At 62.3% G+C, this 6,681-nt stretch carries 7 protein-coding genes and 1 pseudogene; 3 read left to right on the top strand and 5 right to left on the bottom strand.

Annotated features, from left to right (window positions below):
* Positions 1-498 (top strand): L,D-transpeptidase family protein (locus FEM54_RS20900; protein ID WP_171045874.1); only part of this gene is annotated, 498 nt, incomplete at its 5' end.
* A gap of 132 nt (positions 499-630) precedes the next feature.
* Here the strand turns inward: FEM54_RS20900 and FEM54_RS20895 are convergent.
* Positions 631-1,191, bottom strand: a complete 561-nt coding sequence (locus FEM54_RS20895; protein WP_138452778.1) for a P-loop nucleotide/nucleoside kinase family protein — start codon at positions 1,189-1,191, stop codon at positions 631-633.
* A 42-nt stretch (positions 1,192-1,233) separates the two neighbouring features.
* Entirely contained in the window at positions 1,234-2,262 is a 1,029-nt protein-coding gene (locus FEM54_RS20890; protein WP_138452776.1) for an alginate lyase family protein, read from the bottom strand.
* A gap of 104 nt (positions 2,263-2,366) precedes the next feature.
* On the opposite strand from FEM54_RS20890, the gene dapF reads away from it, so the two are divergent.
* Positions 2,367-3,170, top strand: coding sequence for a diaminopimelate epimerase (gene dapF / locus FEM54_RS20885; RefSeq protein ID WP_017136841.1), 804 nt, complete (start codon positions 2,367-2,369; stop codon positions 3,168-3,170).
* Here dapF and FEM54_RS20880 read toward each other — a convergent pair.
* Entirely contained in the window at positions 3,167-4,300 is a 1,134-nt protein-coding gene (locus FEM54_RS20880; RefSeq protein WP_138452774.1) for a PAS domain-containing sensor histidine kinase, read from the bottom strand. The genes dapF and FEM54_RS20880 overlap by 4 nt on opposite strands.
* Complete coding sequence (locus FEM54_RS20875; RefSeq protein ID WP_017136839.1) at positions 4,290-5,105, bottom strand: alpha/beta fold hydrolase; 816 nt, start codon at positions 5,103-5,105, stop codon at positions 4,290-4,292. The genes FEM54_RS20880 and FEM54_RS20875 overlap by 11 nt, the downstream gene beginning before the upstream one ends.
* A gap of 127 nt (positions 5,106-5,232) precedes the next feature.
* Here FEM54_RS20875 and FEM54_RS20870 point away from each other — a divergent pair, with 127 nt between their 5' ends.
* Entirely contained in the window at positions 5,233-6,444 is a 1,212-nt protein-coding gene (locus tag FEM54_RS20870) for a TPM domain-containing protein (protein WP_017136838.1), read from the top strand.
* A gap of 3 nt (positions 6,445-6,447) precedes the next feature.
* Here FEM54_RS20870 and FEM54_RS20865 read toward each other — a convergent pair.
* Positions 6,448-6,681 (bottom strand): annotated as a pseudogene (locus tag FEM54_RS20865) (methyltransferase); the annotation flags it as partial.

Here is a 6,681-nt window from a genome sequence, read left to right as displayed (position 1 = left end):
AAACACCCGGCCATCCGCCTCAACCCCGAATACCTGCGCCAGCAAAACCTGCAAGTGCTCGACGCCCAGGGCCGCCCATTGACGGCCGACCAGGTGGATTGGTCGCACCCCGGCAACATTCTGCTGCGCCAGGAGGCCGGCCCGCGCAACCCGCTGGGCCGCATCGTGATGCGCTTTCCCAACCCCTATTCCGTTTACTTGCACGACACGCCGAGCCAGCCGCTGTTTACCAAAGGCCCACGGGCATTCAGTTCGGGCTGCGTGCGGGTTGAGCAGCCGATGATGCTGCGCGACCTGCTGGTAACCCCGGCCGAACGCACGCGCACCGAAGAATTGCTGGCCACCGGCACAACCCATGAATTCAGGCTGGCCACGCCAGTGCCGGTGCTGTTGGGTTACTGGACAGTGGAAGTCGATCGCCAAGGCGGGTTGGTGTACTCGCCGGATATTTATGGGCGTGACCCGGTGTTGGTGAAGGCGATGGGAGCGGTGCTCTGAAGCTCGATGTGGCTAGCTGGTTTGTTGTGGCAGACGGGGTTGTTGTGGCGAGCAGGCTTGCCCTGCGTTGGGCTGCGTAGCAGCCCCAAAACCAGACGCTTATGTGTCTCTGAGAAAAACGCGGTGACTGTACTAGGGCCGCTTCGCAGCCCAACGCAGGTCAAGCCTGCTCGCCACGGTAAGCCCGCTCGCCACAGGGGTGATGTGTGCCAGGATCACTTCGACGGCCTCGGCGGCTGTCACACTTGCAGTGTCGACAGTCAGTGGCGTCTCAGCCCACGCCTCATATTCATGTACTGAAACGGACTGCCAGGAGGGTGGCACCAACCCGGCAATATCGCCCGTGCGGCCCTCCACCCGGCGCTGATGTTCCAGCAGGTCAGAGCAAACCACCTCAATATCAAGCATCTCGACGCCCGCTGTCGCCGCCACGGCCTGCCACGCCTCCCGGCTCTCCTTCAGCGGGTTCACACAGTCGGCAATCACCGTCTGCCCCATTCTCAAATTACTCAATGCCAGCGCATTCGCCACGCCATAACCGCTGGCGCCCACATCACCGGTCAGTACGTTTGCATCCCGAAGCGCCTGTTCAATCACATCAATACGCAGGTAAACCGCGTTTATCCGACGTGCCAGTTCGCTGGCAATCGTGGTCTTGCCGGTGCCGGGCAGGCCGCTGAATACAATAAGCATGGTCAATCCTTTGAATAGGGCGCCCAGCCAGTCTAGCCGCGCTTACTTCAAATAGCAGGCGCTGATCCAATCGGCCGGGTGGGCCGCCAGTTGCGTGGCCACGGGCAGGTAGCGTTTATCCAGTTGCGCCGCCAGCCAGAACAGCGTCGCGCTGCTTTTGGCATCCCAGGTGCCGCTGTAACCGGCTTCGCCTACTGTGGCACGGTCTTTGTCGAACTGAACGTGGGTGTGCACGAACTCCTGGTGGCTGCGTTGCCCAGTGGCGTAAGGCACCAGCCAGTCGAGGGCGGCGCCCAGCGACGCACCATTGCTCTTGAGGTTCAGCCAGTCGCCGCCGTAGGCCTTGGCCGCCAGTGCGGCCTGCACCAGCGGTTCAAGGTCGTAGACCACGTAATGCAGGGCGTCGCGGTCCTGGAAGTCGGTGACCGAACCGTCAGGCAGGATGTTATCGGCCACTTGCTGTTTAAACAGTTGATGAGCGTGCTCAAGCATGGCCTGGTCGTTGAGTGCGGCGGCGGCGAGGGTCACCAACTTGATGCGGTGGCTCTGCCAGTTATTGGTCTGGGTGCCTTTTTTCTGCCCGTGGAATTGTTCGATATGCGCGATGTAGCCATTGCCCAGCTTGCTGATAAAACGGCGGCTGGCGGCGCGGGTTTCCAGACGCAGGTGGTCGGCGGTAAGCGCATAGGCCGTGATCAGCATATCGAGATTGGTTTCGTCGATGGGGTTGAAATCCGGCTGGTAGACATCGGCCCAGGCGGCGAGGTAGTCGTCGACTTGCCTGAGGTAACGCGGGTCACCGCTGATGCGCCAGGCCAGCGCCGCCTGGCGCATCAGCGGCCAGTCCTGTTCGGCAACCAGGCTTTGCTCGCGAATGCCATGGTTCGGCAGGGTGCCTTCGGTGTGCACCTGCGGCAACGGCGCAGGCTGGTCGGCCAAATGCCGTTGGGCGGCGGCCAGCAGCGCGTGGGCTGCCGGGTTTGCCGACGCAGGCTGGCAAAGGCTTGCAGCCATCGCCACGGCGGGCAACGCGGCCAGCAGCAAGGTGAAGGCAAGGGTGGTTTTGTTCATGGACGGTTCTGTTGGATAAGGATGTGCCAACGCTAGCACGCGGCTGAAACGGCTTGGATGAAACTCCCGTATGCTTGCAGGCTGATCTCGACCGAGGACCGCCCATGACCTTGCCCTTTGTGAAGATGCATGCCCATGGCGACGATTTCATCATCATCGACCGCCGTGGCCTGGACGACCCGATCACTGCGCAGGTCGCCCGGCGGCTGGGCAACCGCCACACCGGTATCGGCTTCAACCAACTGGCCGTGGTGCTCGACTGCGAAGACGCGCTGGCCCGCATCAAGTTCTGGAACCCCAACGGTACGCCGCTGCAAACCTGCGGCAGCGCCACCCGTGGCGTGGCTGACCGCTTGATGCATGAGACCGGTCGCGACACCATCGTATTGCGCACGGATCGAGGCTTGCTGACGTGCGTGCGGGCCGCCGGCCAGCAAGTGTCGGTGGACATGGGCGTGCCCTCGCTGGACTGGTCTGGCGTACCACTGGCTGACGCGCTGGACACCCGCACCTTGCCCATCGATGGCGCGCCTGCCGCCTGCAGCATGGGTAACACGCATTGCACGTATTTTATCGACGACATCAGCACCATCGACGTGGCGGCCGTGGGCCCGGCGCTGGAAACCCATCCGCTGTTCCCGGCCAACACCAATGTGCATTTTGTGCAGGTGCTGGACCGCAGCCATATCCGCCTACGTATCTGGGAGCGCGGCGGGGGTGTGCCGCTGGGTTCCGGCTCCTGCTGCTGTGGCGCGGTGGTCAATGGGATTCGGCGCGGGTTGCTGGACGCCACGGTTCAGGTGCAATGCGACGGTGGCACGGTCACTGTGCAGTGGGACGGGCAGGGCGGTGTGGTGTTGACCGGCCGTGTCGAGCCGATCATGCAGGGCACGGCGTACCTGCTTTAAAGCGTTACGGTAAAGGTCGTGCCCTCGTTGACGCAGGAACTCACCGCCACGTCTCCACCGTGCGCCCTGGCCAGTTCACGCACGATATACAGGCCCAACCCCACGCTACGCACCTCGCTGCCCTGGTCGGTGCCTCGGGTCATGGGCTCGAACAGCCCGGCCAGCAGCGTTTGCGGGATCGCGGCACCGTGGTTATGCACGGCCACTTGGCAGCCACCTTCGCCCAAGCGTGAGGTGATGGTAATTGGCATCAACAAGTCGCCATAGGCCACGCTGTTGGCCACCAGGTTACCAATAATCTGCTGCACCCGGTCGGCATCCAGGCACGCTTGGCCCATACCTTCGGGCTGGTGCTTTAATGTGGCCTTGGGGAAGGCCACGCGCAGTTCATCCACGGCGTGCTGGATCACGCCGTGCAGGTCCAGGGGTGTGGTCTTGATGCTGATCCCGTGGCCGACCCGGGCCTGGGTGAAATCCAGCAGGTCGGCAATCATTCGCTGGGCGCGCTCGGAGGACTGGCCGATATGGCCCAGCAACTGGTGCTCCCTGGGCGTGCGCTCGCTGCGCGCAAGCATGTCCGAGGCCATGCGGATGGCGGTCAGTGGGTTTTTCAAGTCATGGCTGACGATCGCCACCATCTGCTCGGCAAACAACGCGCGGCGTTGGGCGATGGCATAGGCTTCGCTCAGTTCCGCCTGGGCCTGATGCAGCGCCAATTCGGTGCTGGTGCGTTCCTGCAACAAGGCTTCGGCAAGCTTGCGCGCATTGAGCAGCTCGCGCTCGTACTTGTCGCGGTCGGTGGTGCCGAACAGCGCCAGGTCGTGTACCAATGCGCCAGCCTGTTCGCGGGCGCTGGCGTTGAGCAGTACGGTCACTTTGTGGCCGTCGTGGTGCACCAAGTCGAGTTTGACTTCGCTGACGCTGCCACGCATGCGCAGCATCGGCGCCAGGTGGGTCTGGTGGAATATTCGCCCGCCCATGGTCAGCAAATCCTGAAACGGCCGCCCGCACAGCTCGGCACTGCGCAGCCCCAGCCATTGGCCGAGCAGCGTGTTGGCGCGCAGGATCGTGCCGTCTTCAGCCGTCACCGCCAGGGCACAGGCGGCGCTGTCGAACAGATCAGCCGACATCAGCCATGGCCCATGGCGCCAGGAAGTTGTCCATCGCCCTCGTGCAGGCCTCGGGCGCGCTCATATGCGGGCAATGGCCGACATTATCGACCAGGCAATAGGTGCTGTTGGGCAGCACGCTGTGCAGGTATTCGCCCACCGCCACGGGTGCAATCAGGTCGTCACGTGATTGCAGGATCAGCACGGGCGTGGTCAGGCCGATCACGTCCTTACGGTTGTCCGACATAAAGGTCACCCGCGCAAATTGCTTGGCGATGTCCGGTTCGGTACGGCAGAAACTGTCGCTCAGCTCGGCACTCAACGCCGGTTGCTCGGGGGCGCCCATGATCACGGGGGCCATGGTGCTGGACCAGCCCAGGTAGTTGCTGTCGAGCGTGTCAAGCAGGTCATCGATATCGCTGCGCTTGAAGCCGCCGACGTAGCCCACGTCGTCGATATAGCGTGGCGACGGGCCGATCATCACATGGGCGGCGATACGGCCTGGTGCCAGGCGGTCGGCGAGGGTGGCGATCATCGCGCTGACCGAATGGCTGACCAGGATCACCGGGCCGCTGGCGAAAGCGTCGATAATCTCGTTTAAATCGCGGGCATAACCGCCCAGCGCGGCATATTTGGTCTTGTCGAATGCGCTGAGGTCCGACAGGCCAGCCCCCACCAAGTCATACATCACGACGCGAAAACGCTCGGTAAAGTGCGGCGTCATATAATTCCACATGGCCTGGTTGCAGCCGAAACCGTGGGAGAACACCAAGGTCGCCGTGCCGTTGCCCATCACACTGACGTTGTTGCGGTGCTTTAGGTTCATGGGGTTCTCAGCTATGGCGCATTGCTATATGTGTGGGCAGTTTAGATAGTCGCGGGCGTGGGGTCACGCGTTATACGTCTATAAGGTAAAGTCGACGCCTCCTCGAAGAAACTTCAGGTAACAAAACATGCGGCTGTATTTGCGCCAATCCGTCTTGAGTCTGCTGGCGCTGGTGTTTATCGGCCTGTTGACCAGTGCCCAGGCGGACACTTCGCCGATCAAGGTCGCCCTCGATCAACGGGTGATCGACCTCACCAATACGTTGGATAACGGCACAACCGAGCGCTTGAAGGCTCAACTCGCCACCCTCGAACAACGCAAGGGCGCCCAGGTTGCCGTGCTGCTGGTGCCCACCACCGGCGGCGCAACCATCGAAGACTTTGCCAACCAACTGTTCCGTGCCTGGAAACTGGGGCGCAAGGACGTCAATGACGGCATCCTGCTGGTAGTGGCTAAAAACGACCACACCGTGCGTATCGAAGTAGGTTACGGCCTGGAAGGCACGGTCACCGACCTGCTGGCCCACCGCATCATCGAAGAACACATCACCCCGGCGTTTCGCCAGGGTGACTATGCGGGAGGGATTCAACAGGCCGTCGATGACCTGGGCGTGCTGGTAGACGGCGGCGACCTGCCCAAGCCGGTGGGGCCTGAGGTCAACCCACAGGCCATTGCGGTGCTGTTGGCGTTTATCTTGGGAGGCGTCGGCGGTGTGCTGATCGCCGCCGGCAAGCTGCCGTGGCGCCCGGCGTTAATCGCCACCGTGGCGGTTACGGTACTGTTGACGCTGTATGGGGGCGGTCGCGACTGGCCGATGTACCTGCTGGTGTTGCCGCTGACCCTGCTGATTGGCGGCGCGACTTTCGGCGCCTTATGGCTGGCGCGCACCGTGTTTTATTGCGTGATTGGGGTGCTGGCCTACGTTGCCGGGCTGCTGGTGGTCGACCATTTCGTGGCCGTCAACTTCGTCCATTGGCTGGTGTGGCCGTTTGGCTGCGCGTTGGTGCTGGCGTTGTATATGGGACTGTTTTTCGTTATCCACCAATCCTGGAAGAATAGCCCGCGCTTCTTCTTCGTGCGGGTGGCGGCGGTGGTAGCGGTGTATGTGGCAGTCGGGTTACTGCTGGGGCACGGTTATCAAGGCTGGATCATCGCCATACCCGCCGCTTCGGTGGTGGCGTTTATAGTGTTTTTGCAGAGTATTTCCGATGGCGGCTCGGGTTCGGGCGGCGGGTCTGGCTCAAGCTCAGGCAGCTCGGGTTCAAGCTCCAGTTCAAGCAGCAGTTCGTCCGGAGGCGGTGGTTCCAGTGGTGGCGGTGGGGCATCTGGTAGTTGGTAAGCGCTAGCGCGGTTTATAACCTACCCATCCTTTGAAACTGAAGCCGGCGTAGAACAGCTCCACGCCTTCGAACCCGGCTTCAACCATCAAGGCTGCATCTTGTGCGGGTGACAGTACCGGCAATTTGGCGCTGATCGCGGTAATCGCGCGTTCTGCATCCTCGGCCGGCACGCCCGAGTCCACCGCAAACGCGGCGTAACGCTTCAACCAGCGGCTTTTTTCCTGCGGTGCCTGGGG

The sequence above is a fragment of the Pseudomonas edaphica genome, assembly GCF_005863185.1.
GTDB classification, from domain to species: domain Bacteria; phylum Pseudomonadota; class Gammaproteobacteria; order Pseudomonadales; family Pseudomonadaceae; genus Aquipseudomonas; species Aquipseudomonas edaphica.
This window is presented reverse-complemented; position numbering and strand designations above follow the sequence as displayed.

Excerpts from the sequence above, each read along its gene's own strand:
- FEM54_RS20895 (WP_138452778.1), bottom strand. The coding sequence starts at position 1,191 with ATGCTTATTGTATTCAGCGGCCTGCCCGGCACCGGCAAGACCACGATT.
- FEM54_RS20890 (WP_138452776.1), bottom strand. The coding sequence starts at position 2,262 with ATGAACAAAACCACCCTTGCCTTCACCTTGCTGCTGGCCGCGTTGCCC.
- dapF (WP_017136841.1), top strand. The coding sequence starts at position 2,367 with ATGACCTTGCCCTTTGTGAAGATGCATGCCCATGGCGACGATTTCATC.
- FEM54_RS20880 (WP_138452774.1), bottom strand. The coding sequence starts at position 4,300 with ATGTCGGCTGATCTGTTCGACAGCGCCGCCTGTGCCCTGGCGGTGACG.
- FEM54_RS20875 (WP_017136839.1), bottom strand. The coding sequence starts at position 5,105 with ATGAACCTAAAGCACCGCAACAACGTCAGTGTGATGGGCAACGGCACG.
- FEM54_RS20870 (WP_017136838.1), top strand. The coding sequence starts at position 5,233 with ATGCGGCTGTATTTGCGCCAATCCGTCTTGAGTCTGCTGGCGCTGGTG.